This window comes from Mesorhizobium sp. LMG17149 (assembly GCF_024518695.1).
GTDB lineage: Bacteria > Pseudomonadota > Alphaproteobacteria > Rhizobiales > Rhizobiaceae > Mesorhizobium.
The window spans coordinates 402,034-422,245 of sequence record NZ_JANIFL010000003.1; the positions used below are offsets into that span (position 1 = coordinate 402,034).

Consider the following 20,212-nt stretch of genomic DNA (forward strand, 5'->3'; position numbering starts at 1 on the left):
GAATTGGATCGGCTTGCCATTCCTTCCTAGTTGTTCCGTATCTTCTCCTCCCGCTCTTGAATTACTTCATGATCATCTCGCACAGCGCGTGAACTGCATGGGCGTAGCCCCTTGGCCCGAGACCCGCGAGCACAGCCGTCGCAACCGTCGAGACGAGCGATTGGTGATAAATCTGCTCACGCTTGTGAATGTTGGAGATGTGGAACTCGATGATCGGACCGGGAAACATCTTGAGCGCGTCCAGGACCGGAATTGAGCGGAAGCTCAAGCCGGCCGGGTTGATCAGAATGCCGGCGCCGTCGTCGATCGCCTCGTGGATCCAATCCACGATCTCGTGTTCGGCGTTCGACTGTTGGAAGCGGACAGGCGTCCCGCCCGCCGCCTCGCGGCACATCGCCTCGATCTCGGCAAGCGTCGTGGTTCCGTAGATCGCAGGTTCCCGCTTGCCGAGCCGGTTGAGGTTGGGGCCATTGATGATGAAGATCGGTTTCATGGCGACGCCTCTCCCCAATCAGCCCTGGTAGCCGAAGAGCCGGGGCAGCCAGAGCACTAGGTCCGGAACAAATGTGATCAGAATTAGCGAGCCGATCATCGCCCAGAGAAACGGCAGTGTGTCGCGCACTAGGTCGCGCAGCGGCACTTCCGCGATCCGGGTCATAATGAAAAGCAGCAGCCCGTAAGGCGGGGTGATCAGGCCGATCATGATATTGACGACGACCATGACGCCGAAATGCACCATATCGAGGCCAAGCGCCTGTGCGGTCGGGATCAGCACCGGCACGACGACGAGCAGGATAGTGGTGCCTTCCAGCAGGCAGCCAAGAACGAGCAGGATGACATTGACGAGGATCAGGAAGCCGGTCGGCGACAAGTCCCATGCTTTCAGGATGGAGGCCACGGTCTGCGGAATATTCTCGACAGTCACGACATAGTTAAAGATGAGGGCACCGGCGATCAGCATGCCGATCGAGGCGGTCGTGCGCGCGCTGGCGAGCACCGAGCGGTAAAAATCCCCAAACGAGACGCTGCGGTAGAGCACGACCGAGATCAGGAGCGCGTAGGCGGCGGCCACGGCGGCCGCCTCGGTTGGCGTGGTGACGCCGCTGTAGATACCGCCGAGCAGCACCACCGGCATCATCAATGACGGCAATGCCTCCCACGTGATGCGCGGCAGGTCGCGGACCGGCGCGGGCTTCTCGACAGGGAAATTCAGCCGGCGCGCGTCGAAGAACACGATGACCATCTGTGCCAGGGCCATGAGCAGGCCAGGGATGACGCCGCCGAGGAAGAGGTAGCCGATCGAGGCGTCGGAAACGAGCGCATAGATCACCATGGGGATCGACGGCGGAATGATCGGGCCGATCACGGCGGTCACGGCGGTGAGTGCTGCGGCATAGCTCGCCGGATATTTGTCGTCCTTGGTCATCAGCTGCTGCATCATCTTGCCGGAGCCGGCGGCATCCGCGATGGCCGAGCCGGACATGCCCGCGAAGATGATCGACTGCACGATGTTGACATAGGCGAGCCCGCCACGGAACCGCCCGACGATGGCGTTGCAGAAGGCCATGAGACGATCCGTCATCGAGCCAATGTTCATCAGTTCCGCCGCCAGAATGAACAACGGCACGGCGAGCAGGATGTAGTTTGTATACATGCCGTTCAGGATCTGTTCGGCAGCGGTGCCCATGTCGAGGCCGGCAAGCAGAAGATAGAAGATGGAACCGGCGATCATGGCGTGGCCGATCGGCAGCCCGAGGAACGACAGCGCGATGATGGCCATGATCGCGAGGGAAAAGGGACTGGTGGGGTTCATACGCCCGATCCCGCCTTGGTCGGGTCGAACTCCTTCGGCGCCTTGCCGAACATCGCCTGCCAGGAGAGCCAGAGGTAGCGGACGATCACGGCGATGACGAAAATGACGTAGATCGAATAAAGCCAGTCGAAGCGGATCTTCATATAGGCGGTGCTCTCGACCTTCATGAAGGTGACGTAGTCCCAGACCGCCGGGAACGAGATGCCATAGAGAACGATCAGCACTATGGCCGAGATCAGGAACATGACGCGCCGCGCGCCGGGGCCGACGGCGGAATAGATCAGATCGAAGCGGATTTCCTCTTCCTCGCGCACGACAAAAGCAGCGCCGAACAGAACCAGCCATATCCAGAGAATGACGCTCAATTCATTGGTCCAGCCGATTGGCAGGTTGAGCAGGTAACGGAAAACGATCTGCAGGATGAAGGCGGCGAACATCAGCCCCAGCATCGCGGCCAGAACGTTCTCTGCGCGGCGATAGAGCCAGCGGCCGGCTTGTTTGAGCTGCCTGTTCAATGACATATCCCATTCTTGACGGCCTCACACCGTCGTCACCGCGAGGTCCGGCCGACGCGCCGCCGGCGGGACCTGTTCACCGTCCGCGCCTAGAGCGCGTTGATCTTGTCGACCATGCCCGCGGGCCAGTCCTTGGCCAGATCCGACGCGAGATACTGTTCCTGAACGTGCTTGCGGAAGGCGGCGACATCCGGCTCGTAGATCTTCAGGCCCTTGCCTTTGAAGGTCTCGACGAGTTCCTTCTCGTGGGTCAGATGTTTCTCGGTCGAGAAGTCGATCGCCGCGTCGGCGGCGGCCTGGACCTTCGCCTGGTTGTCGGCGCCCATCTCGTCCCAAACCTTCTTCGAGATGCTGAGAAGATCGAAGCCCACGAGATGCGAGGTGAGCACGATCTGCGACATGACTTCGTAGAACTTCATGTTTTCGACGTTCGGCAGCGGGTTGTCCTGACCGTCGATCGCGCCGGTCTGCAGGCCTGTATAGACTTCGGCATATGCCATCGGCGTTGGGTTCGCGCCGAGTGCCGTTCCCACGAACTGCCAGGCGTCACCACCAGGCATGCGCAGCTTGACGCCAGCGAGATCGGCCGGCGTCTTGATCTCTTTGTCCGGCTTCAGCCCAACCTGCCGTACGCCGAAATAGGTAGGGCCGAGCACCTTCACGCCAAGCTGGTCCTCGGTCATTTTCTTGAGTTCCGCACCGGACTCGCTTGCGAAGAACGCTTTGAGGTGAGCCGCATCGCGGAACAGGTAACCTGCCGTCACGATCGACCACGCTGGAATCTGCTTTGAGATGTCTTGCGGGGCGATGTTGCCCATTTCGAGGTTGCCGCGCTGGATAGCGACGAGCTCGGTCCCCTGCTTGAACAGGTTGCCTCCGTAGTAGCCTTCGAAGACGAAGTCATCCTTGGTAGCGTCGGCAAACATCTTCATCATCTCGGCGCGGATGTCCTGCTCCGAGAAAACAGCCGAGAAGCGCAGCTTCGGCTTATCCTGCGCGAAGGCCGGAAAAGTGCCCGCGGCGGCAAGGATGCCAGTCCCGACCAGGAATTGGCGGCGTGTTGTTGTGAAGCTCATCTTATTCCTTCCTCCCTTTTGCGATACGAATGACCCCGGTTGATCTCTAGTCGGGTGGCGCGCCACCGAACGCCGAGAAGACCGCCTTCATCCGATCCGCGTCCGGCGCAACGCCAGCGAAAAGCTCGAATGCCCGCACGGCCTGGAATATTGCCATGCCCTCGCCGCCGAGCGTGCGGCAGCCCAGCCGGCGGGCCGCCGCGAGCAACTGAGTTTCGAGTGGAAAGTAAATGATGTCGGCCACCCAGCAGCCGTGCCTCAGCAGAGCGGCATCGATGGGCATGCCGGGAAGCTTGTCCATGCCGACGGGGCTCGTATTGACGATCCCGTCGGCCGCTTGCGACGCCTGGACAATGTCCGTGACCGCTTCGACCTTGTCTGCGCCGAATCGCGAAGAGAGCCGGTCGGCAAGCGCGGTCGCGCGAGCCGTATCGATATCGCCGATCGTCAGCCTGCCGACGCCGCTCTCAAGCAGAGCGTGGCCAACCGCAGCGCCCGCGCCACCAGCGCCGAGCATCAACACGCGGTCACGTAGTGCGAGGGTCATGCCGAGGCGGAAGCTTTCCTTGAAACCCCACATGTCGGTGTTATGCCCGACGCGCCGTCCGTCCCGCAGGACGACTGTATTCACCGAGCCGATAGCCTGCGCGGCATCGGACAGCTCATCCAGAAGCGGAATGATTTCCTGCTTATAGGGGAAGGTGACGTTGAAGCCATCAAAGCCAAAGTACTCGGCAAAGTCGATGACCTCTGAAAGCCGCGGAGGTGTGGCGCCCATCCGATCGGCATCGAGAAGGCGATAGATATAGGCGATGCCGTTCGCACGGCCCTCAGCCTCATGCATGGCCGGGGTGCGGGACTGTTGAATGCCGCGGCCAAGAAGCCCGACCAGAATCGGTCGAGGATTGGCGACCGCCTTCCTTTCCGTCACTACCGCGCTGGCGGCTGCTGATGCCAATCGGACCTCCGGGATGGCAACCACGCTTTCGCATGCTCCTCGTGCCATCGAGAAGCACTTTGTACTGCCTGGTTAATTTCGTCAACAGTTTTGTACGAGCTGGTTAATTTCATTCTCTCTGCGCTCAGTGTAATGTTCGCGGGGCAAGAGCAGGTCATCCATGGACGACAAGACGAGCGGCAGAAACGGCTGGAAGCAGGATCCGGCGGGAGTCCGGAAGAATATCCTCGCGGTGGCAATGGCGGAATTCGCTGCCAACGGCCTCTCGGGAGCGCGCATCGATGAGATCGCGGCGAAGACGAATACGTCGAAGCGCATGATCTATTACTATTTTGGCGACAAGGAGGGTCTGTACGGCCGCGTGCTGGAGGAAGCCTACCGGGAGGTGCGCGCAGGGGAACAGGAACTGGAACTCGATCACCTTCCGCCCGTCGATGCCCTGAGACGCCTGGCAGAGTTCACGTTCGACCATCATAGCCGCAATCCCGATTTCATTCGCATCGTCATGATCGAGAACATCCATCACGGGGCGTATCTGGAGAAATCCGACCTGATCCGCCTGCTTAATGCCGGCGCGATCCAGAAGCTGGAGAGAATCTGCCGCCGAGGGCGGGAGGCGGGCCTGTTCCGGGACGACGTTGAACCGCTGGAGTTGCACTGGCATATCAGTGCCCTGAGTTTCTTCAATGTGTCCAACCGGGCGACTTTCTCCCGCATCTTCGGCGACAGGCTCTTCAGCTCCGACCGACAGCAATTGCTCAAGAAGCATTTGGTCGAAATGGTCGTCGGCCTTGCTCTAATCTGACCGGCGGTTCCGCCCCTAGGAACTGGGACGCTCCTCTGCGGACCAATGATGCATGTAGCAATCGCATACTCGGCGACAACCCGTCGCCGTCCGCCGTCGACCGCGCTCGGACCTCAGCCCGAATGACGGCTTGTGACGGATATGAGCATCTTGTCGGTACCGTCGCCGTGCAGCATTGAAATTATTGGGTAATTTTGTCCGGGGGGCGCTACCACATATGCCTGATTTTATAGTTATTTCAACAACTTACTGGATTTTGGTAGCGGGAGACCGCTACATCGCAACACCCACTATCGAACGGGCGTTCTTCTGCTATCGGAGGTACACGGCTTAGTCCAAAACGAGGATCCGGATAGGCTCCTCCGCGAATAGGCGCGCGATATTGGGCGGGTGAGAAAGGATTCACCCGTCGCGACAGCCCGGTCTTGCGTTCACTTCACGCTTGATGAAGCGGGGGCGCTCCCCTGTAGGTCTTGGGAAGGCCGGCCCTTGCGATCGCTCCCGAGAACCGCTCCAGCGGAAGCCACTCCTCGACGCGACGCCGGAATGCGACCAGTGCCTCGACATCGACACCGGTGTCGAAGCCAAGCTGTTCCAGCAGGAACGCCGTATCCTCCGTGTCGATGTTTCCGGTCGCGCCCGGCGCGAAGGGACAGCCCCCCCAGTCCGCCCAGCGAGGCATCGAAAGCACGGATGCCGACATCCAGCGCCGCTGTCACATTGGCGAGGCCGAGCCCCCGCGTATCGTGGAAATGACAGGCGACACGCCTTGGCGCCGTGGCTGCGATGACCGATTTCATGATGCGGCCGCCAAATACCCGGTTGACAACGAATATCGGTTTATGAAAGGGTGAGAACGTTCTCAGAGAACGTTCTCACTGCAGTTGCGACCTTACCTTGGGAGGAGGGATGAGCACCGACGAGACCCCTCTAGCCGTTCGCATCGCCAAGATTGCGAAGTCTTACGGACCGACAGTCGCGCTCGATTCCGTTTCCATTGACCTGCGTCCGGGTGAAGTCCATGCACTGCTGGGCGAGAACGGCGCCGGCAAGTCGACGCTTGTCAAGATCCTCAGCGGCGTGGTGAAGCCGGACAGCGGATCGCTGTCGATCTTTGGCGCGCCCTATGCGCCGCACGACATCGTCGGTGCGCGGGCGCAGGGCGTGGCGACGGCCTTCCAGGAACTCAGCCTGCTGCCCAACCTCAGCATCGCCGAGAATCTGATGCTGCCGAAAATGCCCAGGGGCATGCTCGGTCTCGCGTCGCATCGCACGGCGATAGCCTCCGCTCGAAAGACGCTTAAGGATTATGGTTTGGCGTATTTCGATCCTGACACGCCCGTGGGTGTGCTCTCGCTGTCGGACCGTCAGCGGCTCGAAATCGTCCGTGCTTTCACCCACGCTTCGAAATTATTGATCCTCGACGAGCCGACGGCCGCGCTGGCCGACGTCGAATGGCTGTTCGAGCTGGTGCGGCGGCAAAAATCCTTGCAGACCGCAATCCTTTATATTTCCCATCGCCTCGGGGAAGTACGCAGCTTGTGCTCGCGTGCCACTATACTGCGCAACGGCCGCAGCATCGGCACCGTCGAGCTTTCGGGCGCCTCGGACGAGAACATCTTCGAGATGATGGTCGGCCGCAGCGCGCGTGAAACGGTCAACACATTGCCCGTAGCAGGTGATGCCGCGCCCATCGCGCTGAGCGTCAAAGGCCTTTCGGGCGGCATCCTGAACGAGGTGTCGTTCAATGTCAGGCAGGGCGAGATCGTCGGCATCGCCGCGCTTGAAGGTCAAGGGCAGCGCGACCTGTTCAGGACACTGGTCGGCCTTGCCAAGGCGAAGGGCGGAAGCATCGAGATCGACGGCGTGCGCGCTCATATCGGCAGCCCAGGCGATGCGCTCTATTTTGGCAACGGCCTTGCCTACCTGCCTGAGGATCGCAAATCGGAAGGTATCCTCGGCGGCCTTACCACGGCCAGCAACATGGTGCTGCCGATCATTTCCCGCATTGCGCAGGGCGGCATCGTCTGGCCCGCCGGCGAGCGTCGCGCCGCGAGGAAAACCGCCGCGGCGGTCGACCTTCAGGAGCGCTACCTGCATTTCAAGATCGACGAGCTTTCGGGTGGCAACCAGCAGAAGGCGCTTCTGGCCCGCGTCATGATGACCGGCGCGCGCACCTTGCTGCTCTTCGATCCCACGCGCGGGGTCGATGTCGGCACAAAGCAGTCGATCTACGAGGCGATTCGCAAATTCGCCGCCGACGGCGGCTCGGTGCTCTTCTATTCATCCGAACTGCCGGAACTCGTCCATCTCGCGCATCGCTGTATCGTGCTCTACGGGGGCCGCATCTTTGCCGAATATCAGGGCGACGCCATCGACGAGCAGACCATCGTCGGCGCGCTGATCGGCCACGCTCGGAGTGCGGCGAAGGGAGTGGCTGCATGAGCGCGATCGCGGCAAATCCAGCGCCTCGCCGCTCGCCTTTCTGGCGCGCCGTCATCAGCGGCACCGGTATCGTCGCGCTGATCTACGTCCTGCTCTACGCGCTCTACGCGTTCTGGCAGCCCGATGCGCTCTCGGTCTACACATTTACCGACCTCGTGAACAATTCGACGCCGCTGGCGCTGGCGGCGGCGGGCGAGACGCTGGTCGTCATCAGTCGCGGCTTTGACCTGTCAGTCGCGGGCGTCGTCTCGCTGACCAACGTGCTGATGGCCGTCTATCCGCTCGACGGCCCGGGCGGAGCGCTGATCAGCCTGCTGATGTGCTGCGCGATCGGCGCCATCGTCGGCATGATCAACGGCATTCTGGTTGCCAGGCTCGGGCTCCAGACCATCGCGGCGACGCTCGGCACGATGATCATCTGCCAGGGGCTGGCGCTCGTCATCCTCGACGCGCCCGGCGGCATGGTCTCCGACTTTGTCACCTACACCTTGACCGACACGCTCTTCGGTGTCGTTCCGATTGCCGGTCTGTTCCTGGTTGCCGCCGCCGTGCTGTGGCTGGCCTTCCGGCGAACGAACACCGGCATCGGCCTTTATGCGATCGGCGCCGACGAGCAGTCGGCCCGTTACTCCGGCGTGGCCGTATCGGGCGTGCGCATCACTGCCTTCGTCGGCGCTGGCATCCTCTATGGCGTCGCCGGCTTCATGCTGAGCGCCCAGACCGCGACCGGCAATCCGACGGCGGGCACTCCATTCCTGATGCTCACCTTTGCCGCCGTGGCGCTTGGCGGCACACCGCTCAGCGGTGGCCGCGGCAGCCTTATCGGCTCGATCCTCGGCGCCGGCACGCTCATGCTTTTGCAGAAAGTGCTGTTCTCGGGCGGTGTGTCGTCTTTCTACACCGGCATCTTCCAGGGCTTCGTGCTGGTGCTCGCGATCGTCTTCGGCAACGCGGTGGCGCGCCTGCTCAAGAAGGACGACGCCCGGTGAACGCGCATAAGGACATGGCGATGCCTTTCGACGCCTCTTCCGACCAGCGCGGCAGGCAGAAGCTGGACCGCGAAACGGTGAACACACTTGTCGTGTTCGGACTGAGCATCGTGCTCGTGTTGTGCTCGCGCTTCATCAGCCCGGCGCTCGGCTCCTGGAGCCAGGTTCTCACAGTGCTGATCCTTGCATCCTTCCTGATCATCCTTTCCTTTGGGCAGGGGCTTGTCATCCTGATCGGCGGACTGGATCTGTCGATACCCGCCCTCATCACGCTCGGCGGCGTTTTGACGACGAACTGGATCGGCACGAACGACGCCGGCATCTGGTACATGCTGCCGGCCATCCTGCTCATCTGTGCCCTGGTCGGCGCGGTGAGCGGCGTCGGTATCGTCTGGCTAAGGGTGCCGCCTTTCATCATGACGATGGCGACGTCGATCGTCATCGCCTCCGCGGCGCTCGGCTATACTAGCGGCACGCCGCGCGGCGGTTCGCCATCGGCCCTGTTATGGCTGATGAAGGCGTGGTTTCTCGGCGTGCCGGTGGTCATCTACTTCACCCTCGCCTTCATCCTGCTCGGCTGGCTGCTGCAGAACTTCACCGCGCTAGGACGTCGGCTTCGCGCGCTCGGCACCAACAGGAACGCCGCGCTCATCGCCGGCGTCAACGTCAACCGGCTCGAGCTCGTGCCCTATGCGATCAGCGCCGTTTGCGCCGGCTTCGTCGGCATGATGCTGGTCGGCTACTCTAACGGCGCGACGCTCAGGATGGGCGACAGCTACATGCTGCCCTCGATAGCCGCCGTCGTGATCGGCGGCTCCTCGATCCTCGGTGGCAGCGGAACCTTCATCGGTACGGTCGGCGGCGCAATCCTTCTGACCACGCTCGGCATGATGATCTCGGCCATCGGGCTCAGCGAGGGATGGCGCACCATCATCGAGGGCGCGATCATCGTCGGGGCGCTGCTGGTGCTGCGGGGCGAGTTCCTGACCCACATCGGAAATCGGATGCTGACGCGAAGGAAATGACCATGCGCCTGCGTGTGATGCTTTTTGTCCAATTGTGAGAACGTTCTCACAAGCTCTGGTCCGGCACCTGAAAGGGCCAAATTCCAAAGGGAGGTTGATGGAAATGAAGCTGTTAAGAAGACTGGGACTGGCCGCGTCGCTGACGCTTGCCACAACTGCGGGCGTTGCGACGGTCATCGACCATGCCGACGCGCAGGACAAGAAGCTCAAGGTCTATCTGTCGCTGAGCTACAGCGGCAATTCCTGGCAGTCGGAGGCCGCGAACATCGTCAAGGCGCTGGCGCAGACGCCGCCTTACGACAAGACCGTGGAGCTGAAGGAGGTCATCTCCGGCACCGATCCGCAGGCGCAGATCTCGGCCTATGAGAGCATGATCCAGGATGGCGCCGACGGCATCATCAGCTTCCCGATCTCGTCGACGGCGCTGAACCGCACCATCCATCGCGGCTGCCAGAAGGGCGTGCTCTTCTTTATGTATGACGCGACGGTGACCGAACCCTGCGCCTACAACGTCAGCTACATCACCGCTGGTTTCGGCGAGAACAGCGCCCAGGCGCTGGTCAACATCCTCGGCGGCAAGGGCAACATCTTCCTGAGCCGTGGCGTTCCGGGCAACTCGGTCGATAAGCGCCACACCGACGGCGCGATGCACATCTTCAACCAGTATCCCGGCATCAAGGTGGTCGCGGAATACTATTCCTACTGGGATGACCGCACCACGCAGCAGGAGACGGCCAAGGCGCTCGCCGCGCATCCGGACGTCGACGGCATCTGGGCCCAGGCCGGCGAATACGGTGCGATCCAAGCGCAGCTCGACAAGGGCAACAAGCTCGTGCCGATGACCGGCGAGAACTCCGACGGCTTTCGCCTCGGCCTTGCCGATCCGAAGATGCAGGGCATGGGTCTCAAAGGCGTCTCGGCCGGCTCGCCGCCCGCCACCTCCGGCTACGCCTTCAAGCTGATGATGGAGATCCTGACCAAGAAGCGCGACCTGAAGCCGATGAACATCGAGTACCCGCTGCCGTGGGTGCCGGCTGATCAGGTCAAGCCTTGCAAGGGCGACACCTTCGCCGACGGCTGCAACGTGTTCCCGTCCGACAAGGTGCCCTCATCCTTCGTCACCGAGGTCTTCAATCCCGAGCTTCTGCCGGAACTGTCGCTACAGTCGGCGCTCGAGGGCAAGCCGACGCCCGGAGCGACCATCCAGCCGCTGCCGGCGGATGTGAAGCAGGCGCCCGACGCGCCCGGCATCAACTGCTCGTCGTGCAAGGCCCCGGCCGACGAATACAAGCTCACCAAGATCGAGGCGACGGTGAAGCCCTGACGATCAGCAATGCGATAGATGGACGGCACCCTGCCGTCCATCCCACCCAAGACAAGGATGAAAACATGCCGACCTTTCTGAAGCGGGGCAGAGATCCCGAGGCTGTCGCCCAGGGCGACGCGGTTGTCCGAACGACCGTCGAGACGATCCTCGCCGATATCGAGAAGCGGGGCGACGCCGCCGTCCGGGAACTGTCGGAGCGTTTCGACAAATGGTCGCCGCAGAGCTTCCGGCTGACCGACAGCGATATTGAACAGGCCATCTCCAAAGTCTCGGCAAGGGATCTGGAGGACATTCGCTTCGCCCAGGCGCAGGTCCGCAATTTCGCCGAGAAGCAGCGCGCCTGCCTGCAGGATCTCGAGGTGGAAACGCTGCCGGGTGTCGTCCTTGGCCACAAGAACATTCCCGTCGACACGGTCGGCTGCTACGTGCCGGGCGGCAAATATCCGATGGTCGCCTCCGCGCACATGAGCGTGGTGACGGCAAGGGTCGCCGGCGTGAAGAAGATCATCGCCTGCGCGCCGCCGTTCCAAGGCGGGCCGCATCCGGCCATCGTCGCCGCCATGCACATGGGTGGCGCCGACGAGATCTACGTTTTGGGCGGCATCCAGGCCGTTGGCGCCATGGCGCTCGGAACCCAGACCATCGGGCGCGTCGACATGCTTGTCGGTCCGGGCAACGCCTTCGTCGCCGAGGCCAAGCGCCAGCTCTACGGGCGCATCGGGATCGATCTGTTCGCCGGTCCGACCGAAACGCTGGTGATCGCCGACGACAGCGTCGACGGCGAGATCTGCGCGACCGACCTGCTCGGCCAGGCCGAACATGGCCCGACAAGCCCGGCGGTGCTTCTGACCAATTCGCCGAAGCTGGCGCGCGACACCATGGCGGAGATCGAGCGGCAGCTGAAAATCCTGCCGACGGCCGAGATCGCCGCCAAGGCGTGGGCTGACTACGGTGAGGTGATCGTATGCGATTCCTACGAGGAAATGGTTGTGGAAGCCGACCGTATCGCCTCCGAGCACGTGCAGGTGATGACGCGCGATCCCGACTACTTCCTCGGCAACATGCGCAACTACGGTGCGCTGTTTTTGGGGCCGCGCACGAATGTCGCCTATGGCGACAAGGTCATCGGCACCAACCATACGCTGCCGACCAGGAAGGCGGCCCGCTACACTGGTGGTTTGTGGGTTGGCAAGTTCATCAAGACCTGCACCTATCAGCGCGTCCTGACCGACGAAGCGAGCGCCATGATCGGCGAGTACTGTTCGCGCCTGTGTGCCCTGGAGGGTTTCTACGGACATGCCGAGCAGGCCAACATCCGGGTCCGCCGCTACGGAGGTCGCAACGAGGCCTAAGGCAGCGCAACGGAGTTTTCATGTCGGTCATCGCCCGCAACAAGAACAGCAAACCCCGCCTGACCGTGAAGGATCTGGCGCACGACCTCGGCATGTCTGTTTCGACCGTCTCCAGGGCTTTTCACGCCGATGCGGTGATCGCCAAGGGCACGCGCGACGTGGTGTTGAACCGCGCGAGGGAGATCGGCTATTCGCCAAACCCCTTCGCGCGCAGTCTCATCACCAAGAAGACGCGCATCGTCGGCGTGGTCGTCGCCGACATCAAGAATCCGTTCTACCCGGAAGTCCTCACCCGGCTCACCACCGAGCTGCGCGCCATCGACATGAACGTGATGCTGGTCGCGGCCGACCAGTCGGGCGAGGTCGACCAGGCGCTGCGCCTTCTTCTCAACTACCAGCCCGACCTCGCCATCATCCTCGCGGCAACATTGTCGTCGGAAGCTGCGCAGGAGTGCCGCAACGCCGGCACGCCGGTGATCTTCTTCAACCGGCTGTCGGCCGACGACCACGCTTTCGGCATCTCCTGCGACAACATCCTGGGCGGCCGCAGCATTGCCGACTATCTGGCCGATACTGGCCACCGGCGCCTGGCCTACATCGCCGCGCTGGCGGATGCCTCGACCAATGTTGCCCGTCACCGCGGCTTCAGCGAACGCGCGGTCGAGCGCGGCCTTGCAGCGCCTGCCGTCATCGATGCGGGGCAGTTCAGCTACCACGCCGGCTACGAGGCCGCCCGCAAGCTACGTGATCTCGAAGAGATGCCCGACGGCGTGTTCTGCGCCAACGACATTCTCGCCATAGGCTTTCTCGACGGCGTTCGGGAACTCGGCCTCAACGTGCCGGACGACCTCTCGATCGTCGGCTTCGACGATATCGAAATGGCGCATTGGCCTTCGCACGGGCTGACGACCGTCAAGCAGCCCATCGAAAAGATGTTGGAGGCGACGATTTCGCTGGCCAAGGAACTGGGCACGAATGCTGGCCGGGAGCCGGTCGTGCAGATGATTGCGCCAGGCGCCGTGATCGAGCGCGCGACGACGCGCAGGAGGCATCATGACTGATCTATCCGCAAAGCGCTTCTTCGAACGCGCGGTCAACGTTCACCGCTACGACTGCGAGCTGGTTGCAGCGCCGCAGCCGTCGGACGCTGAAAGCGGGCAATTCCAACCAGCCATCGACAAGGACGGGGCGACCGACGAGGCCGTCGTCCGCTACGTGGTCGCCACCCGTCCCATCTATGACGGCCTGCGCCGGCTGATCGGGCAGGTCGCGGGCTTGCTGGTTTTGGCCGAAGCTGGCGGTCGCCGCGATGTGCTCGACCTGCCGGATATCCCGGCGGCCTGTGAACAATGGGCCGAGGTCAAGCAGCGCCTGGGCGCCTTGCAGACGCCGCGCGGTCTGGAGGCCCATTGCGTGCGCCTGGAGACCGCGCACGCGACGCTCGGCGAAGTGCTTGACGAATTCGGCCTGGCCCGGCTGCGGCGCGACTGGCAGCAGCATCTCGACCGGGCAGCGGAGAGGATCAAGCACGCCTATGCCTGGCTGCAGGCGGCGTCGGAGCCGCGCGCCGGCATGACGCCGATCGATTTCAATCATGCCTGCTGCAGTTGTGCACAGCGCTGGCGAAAACAGGGAGGAAACGATGGGTCAATATTCGATCTGGGTGCTTGAGTACAGCTACGTCACCAACTACCACAAGAGCGGCGTGCTCTACGGCGCCCACAATCAGGGTCACGTCAAGCTTCCCTACTGCTATGCGCTGATCAAGGGCAACGGCCACGTCGCCATGGTCGATGTCGGCTACAACAACAAGGACTACGGCAAGCATCTCGGCGACAAGTTCGGCGTCGAGAACTGGCACTCACCCGAGGCCGTCCTCAGCGAGATCGGCCTGTCGCCGCAGGACGTCGACACGGTCTTCGTCACCCACGCCCACTTCGATCATTTCGGCAATGTCGAGGACTTCCCGAAGGCTACCTTCTACATCCAGGAGCGCGAAATCGCGAAATGGGTCTGGGCGATGTCGCTGCCGGACCGCATGCGCTGGATGAACGTCGCCGTCGACCCTGGCGATATCGTACGCGGTGTCGACCTGGCCCGCCAGAAGCGGCTGGTGACGATCGATGGCGCAAAGCAGGACGTGCTGCCGAACGTCGATCTCCATCCCGCCTTCGATAGCCACACCTACGGTTCGATGTGGGTCACCGTACGCAACGGCAACGAAGATACCTGGGTGCTGGCAGGCGATCTCGTCTATGTCTTCGACAATATCGAGGGCTCGGGAGCTGCCGTCGATGTCGAGACGCTCTACGTCCCGGTGGGCCTTGCGGTCGGCAGCCAGACCAATCTCGTGCTGGCGACCGAGGAGATGATGAAGCAGGTGAATTACGAGGCCCGGCGCGTCATTCCCATCCACGAAGAGCGGCTGAAGGACCGTTTCCCCTCGCGCATCACCAAGGATGGCCTGCGCATCACTGAAATCTGCCTCGCGGACGGCGAGAAATCGTGGGTGCAGTAATGGAGCAAATCCGCAAGGTGGCCATTGTCGGGGCAGGGCTCGTCGGCCGCGGCTGGGCGATCGTCTTCGCTCGTGCTGGTCATGACGTGACCATCTATGACGGCAGCGACGACATCCGCGTGGCGGTGATTGACAGGATCCGCGCCAGTCTTGCCGACATGCACGAAGCCGGGCTGATCGATGCGATCGATCCTGTCATGCGGCGGTTAAGGGTGGTCGACACGCTCGAGAGTGCGGTTGCCGATGCCGACTATATCCAGGAATCGGTGCTCGAACGGCGCGATGTCAAGCAGGCCGTCTGCCTCGAGATCGATCGGGCCATGCGGCCCGATGCCGTCGTAGGCAGCTCCAGCTCAGGTATTCCTGCCTCGGCGTTTACGGAACAATGTGTAAAACGCGCACGCTTCCTCGTGGTGCATCCGGTGAATCCTCCACATCTGATCCCGTTGGTCGAACTGGTTCCGGCGCCATGGACGGACGCAAACATCGTTCCTTGGCTACGGGAACAAATGGAAGCCGTGGGCCAGGCGGCCATCGTCGTGCGCAAGGAGGTGGAGGGCTTTGTCCTGAACAGGCTCCAGGGTGCGCTGCTCAACGAAGCCTGGGCATTGCTTGAGGAAGGTGTCGCAAGTGCCGCCGACATCGATCTGACGGTGTCGCACGGGCTTGGCTACCGCTGGTCCTTCATGGGACCGTTCGAGACGATCGACCTCAACGCGCCTGGCGGGATTGCCGACTATGCGCGGCGTCTGGGGCCGCTCTACCACGCGATCGCACTGGCAAGGCGCGATCTGGCGCCTTGGTCCGAAGCGCTGATCGGCAAGGCCGAAGCCGAACGCCGCGAGAAACTGTCGGCATCCCGCCTCGGTGAACGCAGCACCTGGCGCGACCGCAATCTCATGGCGCTCGTCGCTTATAAGCAACGTACCAGCGTCTGACACGGAGAGGGCCATGGCGGCAATGCTGCAAGACAAGGTTGCCCTGGTGACCGGAGCGACCGGTGGTATCGGCGCGCAGATCGTATCGAGGCTCGCGCAGGAAGGGGCGTCGGTCGTCGTCGGCTACAACAGTTCACGCCAGGCGGCCGAAGCGCTGGTCTCGTCGCTAACGCCCCGCGATCATCTCGTCGCCGAGGCGAGCGTCACCGACAGCGACTGCCTCGCGCGATTGGCCGGCCAGATCGAGGAAAGGTTCGGCCGGCTCGATATCCTGGTCAATTGCGCCGGCATAACCCGTTTCGTACCGCATCCGGACCTCGATGGTCTGGACGACGCGTTGATCGACAGCATCTTCAGCGTCAACGTGCGTGGTGTCATCGCCGCGACGCGGGCAATGCGGCCGCTGCTCGACCGCGCCGCCAGCGGCGTCGTTGTCAATATCTCTTCGATTGCTGGCGTAACCGCCATGGGCAGCAACATCGCCTACTGCGCCTCCAAGGCCGCTGTCGACAACCTAACCAAGTCGCTGGCGCGCGCCCTGGCTCCGAAAATCAGGGTCGTGTCGGTGTCACCGGGCGTCGTCGATACCGATTTCATCAAGGGCCGCGACGAGTCCTGGCGAGATGAACAGGCGAACCGGACGCCGCTCGGGCGATTGGGCACGCCCGACGATGTTGCCGAGGCGGTTCTGGCAGTCGCGACCCATCTTCGCTTCGCGACAGGAGTTGTCATTCCGGTCGACGGCGGGCGGCCCCTGGTATGATTTTTGTCCTGAACGTCCGCACAGCGCTTATGGAGAGCTGAATGACCGCAACCATAGCCATCACCATCGGCGATCCGGCCGGCGTTGGACCCGAGATCGCGCTCAAGGCCGCCCATCATTTCGCGGCGGTCCTTGAGACTGGCACGGTTCGGCTCCGCCTGATCGGGTCACTTGCGGCGCTGGGCGGGACAGCCCGGTCGCTGGCCTTACCATTGCCCGCCGTCGCGAATGCGGATGAACCTCTCGGCATCTGGCCGATCGAGGGTTCCGCCGTTGAGATCGGACAGGTGTCGGCGGAAGGCGGCAGGCAGGCCTATGAGGCCGTGGCCGAGGGTGTGCGGCGTACGATGGCCGGCGAGGCTTCGGCCATCGTGACCGCGCCGCTCAACAAGGAATCGCTGCATCTTGCCGGTTATCGGTTCCCGGGTCACACCGAGCTGCTGGCGGCGCTTACCGGGGCGCGAGACAGCGCGATGATGCTCGCGCACGGTTCTTTCCGTGTCAGCCACGTCACGACCCACATTCCGCTGGAAGATGTGCCGAAGAGGGCGACGGAGCCGCGCATGCGGCGGGTTCTCGACCTGACGATCGAAGCCCTAAATCATCTGGGGATCACGGCGCCTCGCGTTGCGATTGCCGCGCTCAATCCGCACGCCGGGGAGGGCGGTATTTTCGGGACCCACGACATCCGCATTACCCAGCCGATTGTCGCCGACTACAGGGCGCGCGGCCACGACGTCCATGGTCCCGTTCCGGGCGATACCGTCTTCGTGAAAATGCGCGGCGGCGCCTATGACGCGGTCGTGGCCATGTACCACGATCAAGGCCATATTCCGGTGAAGCTGCTTGGCTTCCAGATCGACCCGCAGACCGGTGAATGGCTTGGCCTGAGCGGCGTCAACATCACGCTCGGCCTGCCGATCGCGCGGACCTCCGTCGACCACGGGACCGCTTTCGACATCGCCGGCCGCGGGATCGCCCGCGAAAGCAGCCTCATAGAGGCGATCGACTACGCCTTGTCGCTGACCACGGAGAACGCTGCGTGAACCGTAGCCCCGACGGGCGCGGGCTTGGCAAGCCGGATGTCCTGATCGTCGCGGACGACATCACCGGTGCGCTCGACACGGCCGGCTATTTCGCGAGTCCAGAAAAACCGGTGAAGGTCTGGCTCGACCTGCCGCCGGGCCTTTCCGGCTGCAACGCCATTGATCTCGACAGCCGGGACTTAGGGGAACGAGCGGCATACGATCGTGTCACAGGCGTTTTTGCCGATCGCAAAGCCGGCGCACGGTCGCTGTCGTTCAAGAAAATCGATAGCGTCATGCGTGGACACCCTGTCGCAGAGTCGGTTGCGGCCTTTCGCGCCGGACGGTTTAGGCGTGCCCTTTTCGCCCCTGCTTTTCCGGCGTTGGGCCGGGCAACAGTCAACGGCCGGCAGCACGTAGTATCGCAGGATGGGATAACACCCGTCGGTCCGGCGCTTGTCGATGCATTATTGGGCCACGGGGTTCCGGCTGCCATGATCGGCGAGGCCTGCGCAAGGGAGGGATTTTTTGTCGCCGATGCGTCAAGCGATGCCGAGCTTGCGGCGGCGATTGCAGCCTTTGGAGTGGATAGCGAGGATCTTTATGTCGGCTCAGGTGGATTGGCCTCCATGCTCGCTGGAAGTCGGACGGCCCACCTTCAGCCACCGGCACTCGATCTCGCCATCTGCGGCACGAACCATCCGGTTGCTTTGCGCCAGGTCGCGGCGGTCAGCGGGCTGAAGACCGTCGTGATGGACGGCTCCAGTCCCATGCCTCTCGAACCACCGTTTGTTTTGCTCGCGCCCTCCCACGCTGCTTCGGAATCCCAGGCGCGCCTTGCCATCGAGCGATCGCTCATCCAGCTTGTGGCCAGGCTGCCGACGCCGCGTTCTGTCTTGGTGACAGGCGGGTCGACGCTGCGGCTGCTGGCAGGCATCTGCGGAGCCAGCCATTTCTTGTGCGAGGGACTCTACGAGCCCGGCGTGGCGGTCAGCAGGATGGTGTCGGCCACATGGAATGGCGCTGTCATCGTCTCCAAGTCAGGCGGGTTCGGGAGCGACGATCTTCTCGCTCACTTGGTATTTCCAGATGGACGAAATCGTCTACCGTAGGGCGCGTCAGGTCCGTTCGCTTTTACGATGCTGTTTCGACCTTTGCCGCCCGCGTCGCGATAGGCGGCCTTGAAGCACTAGCTGACGATCAATCTCCTCGCGTGGTATCGACATTTCACGGCGGCCAGATATCGCTGCCCAGATCTCGCTGCCAGCGTGGACCGGATGTCGCCGCAGCATACCAAGAAGGACGGTGCTCTTTGACAATCTTCTCCTTCACCGAAGCCACCTCGATCCAGTTCCAGCAGCCCCTGCCGAAGACTTCGGACGTCGTGATCATCGGCGGCGGGGTCATTGGCGTGAGCACGGCACTGTTCCTGGCGCGACGGAACGTCTCGGTGACGCTGCTGGAAAAGGGCCGCATCGCCGCCGAGCAATCCTCGCGCAATTGGGGCTGGATCCGGCAGCAGGGCCGCGATGCCGACGAACTGCCGATCGTCATCGAAGCGCAGCGCCTCTGGCGGCAACTGGCGCAGGAGTGTGGCGAGGACATAGGACTGACGCAGACGGGCGTTACCTATCTTGCGCGGACGGACAAGGAGATGGCCGGTTTCGCGAAATTCCTGACGATCGCCCAGGCTCATGGCGTCGACACGCGTCTCCTCGACCAAGGTGAGTTGGCAAGCCTGATCCCGGCCATGGCGCTACCGTTCAAAGGCGCAATGATCACCCCGTCGGACATGCGCGCCGAACCTTGGGTCGCCGTGCCCGCGCTTGCGCGCCTGGCGGCCCGCGAAGGCGTGACGATCATCGAGAATTGCGCGGCACGTATGCTCGACATCTCCGGGGGTCGCATCAGTGGCGTCTGGACCGAGAAAGGGCTCATCGCGACCTCGAGCGTCCTCGTCGCCAGCGGCGCGTGGACGTCGCTCTTTCTGCGCGCCCACGGCATCTCGATTCCGCAGCTCAGCGTCAGGGCGACTGTCGCCGCGACAGCACCGATGCCGGAAATCCACACCGGTGCCGCCGCGGATGAACGCATCGCTTTCCGGCGCAGGCAGGATGGCGGGTATACGCTCGCATCGGGAGGCAGTAGCCAACTCTACATAGGGCCGGACGCCTTTCGCCATGCGGGCAAATATTTCAGCGCCCTGATGGCCAATCCCTTCGGCACGCGCTACCTGCCGGCGGCCCCGCGAGGATACCCGGACGGCTGGTCGACGCCGCGCAGATGGAACGCGGATGAAGAAAGCCCTTTCGAACGGATGCGCGTCCTCAATCCGGCTCCCGAGACGTCGGCGCTCCGCGCCATCGACCGCGGGTTCAGGGAGCTTTTCCCTCAGTTCACGACTGTGCCGCTCAAGGCGAGCTGGGCGGGCATGATCGATGCGATGCCCGATGTCGTGCCCATCGTCGATCGCGCCGCTGCGATCCCGGGTCTCGTCATAGCGACCGGGATGAGCGGCCACGGCTTCGGCATCGGACCCGGCATCGGCCGTGTGCTGTCCGACCTCGTCCAAGGCAACGAGACCGGGCACAACCTCCACAGGTTCCGTCAATCCCGTTTCAGCGATGGCAGTCCGATCCGATTGGGGCCATCGCTGTAAGCGT

The 20,212-nt window shown here is 62.9% G+C and carries 20 protein-coding genes and 1 pseudogene; 14 read left to right on the forward strand and 7 right to left on the reverse strand.

From position 1 onward, the window contains the following. Nucleotides 1–61: 61 nt before the first annotated feature. The 5 genes from NP945_RS08070 to NP945_RS08090 all read right to left on the reverse strand — a co-directional run bounded on the left by NP945_RS08070 (nucleotide 62) and on the right by NP945_RS08090 (nucleotide 4,362). Nucleotides 62–493 carry a type II 3-dehydroquinate dehydratase gene (locus NP945_RS08070; protein WP_256746040.1) on the reverse strand — a complete coding sequence of 144 codons (432 nt, stop codon included), beginning with the start codon at nucleotides 491–493 and terminating at the stop codon, nucleotides 62–64. 18 nt (nucleotides 494–511) lie between these two features. Continuing rightward, the gene (locus tag NP945_RS08075; protein WP_256746041.1) at nucleotides 512–1,813 is read right to left on the reverse strand and encodes a TRAP transporter large permease; all 1,302 of its coding nucleotides are present in this window, start codon (nucleotides 1,811–1,813) and stop codon (nucleotides 512–514) included. Continuing rightward, entirely contained in the window at nucleotides 1,810–2,328 is a 519-nt protein-coding gene (locus tag NP945_RS08080) for a TRAP transporter small permease (protein ID WP_256746042.1), read from the reverse strand. Before NP945_RS08080 ends, NP945_RS08075 begins: the two co-directional genes overlap by 4 nt. 89 nt (nucleotides 2,329–2,417) lie before the next feature. Further along, nucleotides 2,418–3,404 (reverse strand): TRAP transporter substrate-binding protein DctP, encoded by a 987-nt coding sequence (dctP, locus tag NP945_RS08085; RefSeq protein ID WP_256746154.1) that lies wholly within the window; start codon nucleotides 3,402–3,404, stop codon nucleotides 2,418–2,420. A 46-nt stretch (nucleotides 3,405–3,450) separates the two neighbouring features. Further along, nucleotides 3,451–4,362 carry a shikimate dehydrogenase gene (locus NP945_RS08090; RefSeq protein ID WP_256746043.1) on the reverse strand — a complete coding sequence of 304 codons (912 nt, stop codon included), beginning with the start codon at nucleotides 4,360–4,362 and terminating at the stop codon, nucleotides 3,451–3,453. A 160-nt stretch (nucleotides 4,363–4,522) separates the two neighbouring features. Here NP945_RS08090 and NP945_RS08095 point away from each other — a divergent pair, with 160 nt between their 5' ends. Then, nucleotides 4,523–5,167, forward strand: coding sequence for a TetR/AcrR family transcriptional regulator (locus tag NP945_RS08095; RefSeq protein ID WP_256746044.1), 645 nt, complete (start codon nucleotides 4,523–4,525; stop codon nucleotides 5,165–5,167). A gap of 436 nt (nucleotides 5,168–5,603) precedes the next feature. On the opposite strand, the gene NP945_RS08100 is transcribed toward NP945_RS08095, so the two are convergent. Then, nucleotides 5,604–5,858 (reverse strand): hypothetical protein, encoded by a 255-nt coding sequence (locus NP945_RS08100; RefSeq protein ID WP_372337962.1) that lies wholly within the window; start codon nucleotides 5,856–5,858, stop codon nucleotides 5,604–5,606. A gap of 25 nt (nucleotides 5,859–5,883) precedes the next feature. Next, nucleotides 5,884–5,967, reverse strand: a pseudogene (locus NP945_RS31950) (hypothetical protein); the annotation flags it as partial. Between the two features lie 109 nt (nucleotides 5,968–6,076). Between NP945_RS31950 and NP945_RS08105 the strand changes: the two are divergent. From NP945_RS08105 to NP945_RS08165, 13 genes are all read left to right on the forward strand, one after another. Then, nucleotides 6,077–7,612, forward strand: coding sequence for a sugar ABC transporter ATP-binding protein (locus tag NP945_RS08105; RefSeq protein WP_127267392.1), 1,536 nt, complete (start codon nucleotides 6,077–6,079; stop codon nucleotides 7,610–7,612). Further along, complete coding sequence (locus NP945_RS08110; protein WP_256746045.1) at nucleotides 7,609–8,601, forward strand: ABC transporter permease; 993 nt, start codon at nucleotides 7,609–7,611, stop codon at nucleotides 8,599–8,601. Before NP945_RS08105 ends, NP945_RS08110 begins: the two co-directional genes overlap by 4 nt. After that, complete coding sequence (locus tag NP945_RS08115) at nucleotides 8,598–9,626, forward strand: ABC transporter permease (RefSeq protein ID WP_256746046.1); 1,029 nt, start codon at nucleotides 8,598–8,600, stop codon at nucleotides 9,624–9,626. The genes NP945_RS08110 and NP945_RS08115 overlap by 4 nt, the downstream gene beginning before the upstream one ends. Nucleotides 9,627–9,729: 103 nt before the next feature. Then, entirely contained in the window at nucleotides 9,730–10,950 is a 1,221-nt protein-coding gene (locus tag NP945_RS08120) for a sugar ABC transporter substrate-binding protein (RefSeq protein ID WP_256746047.1), read from the forward strand. 65 nt (nucleotides 10,951–11,015) lie between these two features. Then, nucleotides 11,016–12,305: a histidinol dehydrogenase gene (hisD, locus tag NP945_RS08125; RefSeq protein WP_256746048.1), complete on the forward strand. Its 1,290-nt coding sequence runs from the start codon at nucleotides 11,016–11,018 to the stop codon at nucleotides 12,303–12,305. Between the two features lie 20 nt (nucleotides 12,306–12,325). Beyond that, nucleotides 12,326–13,366, forward strand: coding sequence for a LacI family DNA-binding transcriptional regulator (locus tag NP945_RS08130; protein WP_256746049.1), 1,041 nt, complete (start codon nucleotides 12,326–12,328; stop codon nucleotides 13,364–13,366). Beyond that, nucleotides 13,359–13,976: a hypothetical protein gene (locus tag NP945_RS08135; RefSeq protein WP_127269455.1), complete on the forward strand. Its 618-nt coding sequence runs from the start codon at nucleotides 13,359–13,361 to the stop codon at nucleotides 13,974–13,976. Before NP945_RS08130 ends, NP945_RS08135 begins: the two co-directional genes overlap by 8 nt. After that, nucleotides 13,948–14,823 (forward strand): N-acyl homoserine lactonase family protein, encoded by an 876-nt coding sequence (locus NP945_RS08140; RefSeq protein ID WP_127269454.1) that lies wholly within the window; start codon nucleotides 13,948–13,950, stop codon nucleotides 14,821–14,823. Before NP945_RS08135 ends, NP945_RS08140 begins: the two co-directional genes overlap by 29 nt. Next, entirely contained in the window at nucleotides 14,811–15,761 is a 951-nt protein-coding gene (locus tag NP945_RS08145) for a 3-hydroxyacyl-CoA dehydrogenase (RefSeq protein WP_236383432.1), read from the forward strand. Before NP945_RS08140 ends, NP945_RS08145 begins: the two co-directional genes overlap by 13 nt. A gap of 13 nt (nucleotides 15,762–15,774) precedes the next feature. Continuing rightward, nucleotides 15,775–16,524, forward strand: a complete 750-nt coding sequence (locus tag NP945_RS08150) for an SDR family NAD(P)-dependent oxidoreductase (protein ID WP_256746050.1) — start codon at nucleotides 15,775–15,777, stop codon at nucleotides 16,522–16,524. 41 nt (nucleotides 16,525–16,565) lie between these two features. Further along, nucleotides 16,566–17,570 carry a 4-hydroxythreonine-4-phosphate dehydrogenase PdxA gene (gene pdxA, locus NP945_RS08155; protein WP_127271304.1) on the forward strand — a complete coding sequence of 335 codons (1,005 nt, stop codon included), beginning with the start codon at nucleotides 16,566–16,568 and terminating at the stop codon, nucleotides 17,568–17,570. Then, a complete protein-coding gene (locus NP945_RS08160; RefSeq protein ID WP_256746051.1) occupies nucleotides 17,567–18,661 on the forward strand; it encodes a four-carbon acid sugar kinase family protein in 1,095 nt (364 codons plus the stop codon). Before pdxA ends, NP945_RS08160 begins: the two co-directional genes overlap by 4 nt. A gap of 200 nt (nucleotides 18,662–18,861) precedes the next feature. Then, nucleotides 18,862–20,208 carry an FAD-binding oxidoreductase gene (locus NP945_RS08165; RefSeq protein ID WP_256746052.1) on the forward strand — a complete coding sequence of 449 codons (1,347 nt, stop codon included), beginning with the start codon at nucleotides 18,862–18,864 and terminating at the stop codon, nucleotides 20,206–20,208. Nucleotides 20,209–20,212 lie beyond the last annotated feature (4 nt).

What these genes read in the sequence shown, in the direction of transcription:
- NP945_RS08070 (WP_256746040.1), bottom strand. Translation starts at nt 493, where the DNA reads ATGAAACCGATCTTCATCATCAATGGCCCCAACCTCAACCGGCTCGGC.
- NP945_RS08075 (WP_256746041.1), bottom strand. Translation starts at nt 1,813, where the DNA reads ATGAACCCCACCAGTCCCTTTTCCCTCGCGATCATGGCCATCATCGCG.
- dctP (WP_256746154.1), bottom strand. Translation starts at nt 3,404, where the DNA reads ATGAGCTTCACAACAACACGCCGCCAATTCCTGGTCGGGACTGGCATC.
- NP945_RS08095 (WP_256746044.1), top strand. Translation starts at nt 4,523, where the DNA reads ATGGACGACAAGACGAGCGGCAGAAACGGCTGGAAGCAGGATCCGGCG.
- NP945_RS08105 (WP_127267392.1), top strand. Translation starts at nt 6,077, where the DNA reads ATGAGCACCGACGAGACCCCTCTAGCCGTTCGCATCGCCAAGATTGCG.
- NP945_RS08110 (WP_256746045.1), top strand. Translation starts at nt 7,609, where the DNA reads ATGAGCGCGATCGCGGCAAATCCAGCGCCTCGCCGCTCGCCTTTCTGG.
- NP945_RS08120 (WP_256746047.1), top strand. Translation starts at nt 9,730, where the DNA reads ATGAAGCTGTTAAGAAGACTGGGACTGGCCGCGTCGCTGACGCTTGCC.
- hisD (WP_256746048.1), top strand. Translation starts at nt 11,016, where the DNA reads ATGCCGACCTTTCTGAAGCGGGGCAGAGATCCCGAGGCTGTCGCCCAG.
- NP945_RS08130 (WP_256746049.1), top strand. Translation starts at nt 12,326, where the DNA reads ATGTCGGTCATCGCCCGCAACAAGAACAGCAAACCCCGCCTGACCGTG.
- NP945_RS08135 (WP_127269455.1), top strand. Translation starts at nt 13,359, where the DNA reads ATGACTGATCTATCCGCAAAGCGCTTCTTCGAACGCGCGGTCAACGTT.
- NP945_RS08140 (WP_127269454.1), top strand. Translation starts at nt 13,948, where the DNA reads ATGGGTCAATATTCGATCTGGGTGCTTGAGTACAGCTACGTCACCAAC.
- NP945_RS08150 (WP_256746050.1), top strand. Translation starts at nt 15,775, where the DNA reads ATGGCGGCAATGCTGCAAGACAAGGTTGCCCTGGTGACCGGAGCGACC.
- pdxA (WP_127271304.1), top strand. Translation starts at nt 16,566, where the DNA reads ATGACCGCAACCATAGCCATCACCATCGGCGATCCGGCCGGCGTTGGA.